This is a genomic window from Nostoc sp. UIC 10630, assembly GCF_010747425.1.
Classification (GTDB): Bacteria; Cyanobacteriota; Cyanobacteriia; order Cyanobacteriales; family Nostocaceae; genus Nostoc.
On record NZ_JAAGOG010000481.1, the window covers coordinates 1 to 694 of the forward strand.

A 694-nucleotide genomic window follows, 5' to 3' on the forward strand; every position below is an offset into this window, starting at 1 on the left:
TTCAGAAAACCCTTGAAGAACTTCAAGTTGTGTCCGAGGAACTACGCCAACAAAATGAACAACTGACTACTGCCCGTGACACGTCAGAATTGCAGCAGCAACGTTACCAAGATTTGTTTGATTTTGCTCCAGATGGTTATTTAGTAACTAATAGTGTCGGGATAATTCAAGAGGCCAACAATGCAGCAGCAACCTTGCTCTGTGTAAGCCAAAAAACTCTGGTAGGGAAACCATTAATTGTGTTTATAGCTCAACAAGACCGCCAGATATTTAGAGCCAAGATTTCTAATTTGCAGCCGCTAGAAGACTGGGAAATTTATCTATATCCACGAGGTGGTACACCTTTCCCTGCTAGCATTAGAGCATCTATCGTGTACAACTCATCCCATCAGCAGGTTGGCTGGCGTTGGCTGCTGTGCAATATCAGTGAACGCAAACAAGCCCAAGAATTGTTGCACCGAGCAAAAGATGAGTTAGAAAAACGTGTGAGGCAACGGACAGAGGAACTGGTAAAAGCAAATGATGAATTGCAGACTGAAATTACAGAGCGTAAACGAGCCGAGTTACAACTGCTGCACCTTGCGTTTCACGATGCACTGACGGGTCTGCCAAACCGTAGTGCATTTATAAAACGCCTTGAACATGCGATCAATTATTCCAAACGGCATGAAGATTATCTATTTGCTGTCCTGTT

1 protein-coding gene is annotated in these 694 nt (G+C 43.7%); it reads left to right on the forward strand.

Annotation, left to right across the window (positions count from 1 at the left end; all coding sequences use genetic code 11):
- The coding region (locus tag G1O98_RS38500) for a PAS domain S-box protein (protein WP_163939724.1) at positions 1 to 694 on the forward strand (694 nt) is incomplete at both ends.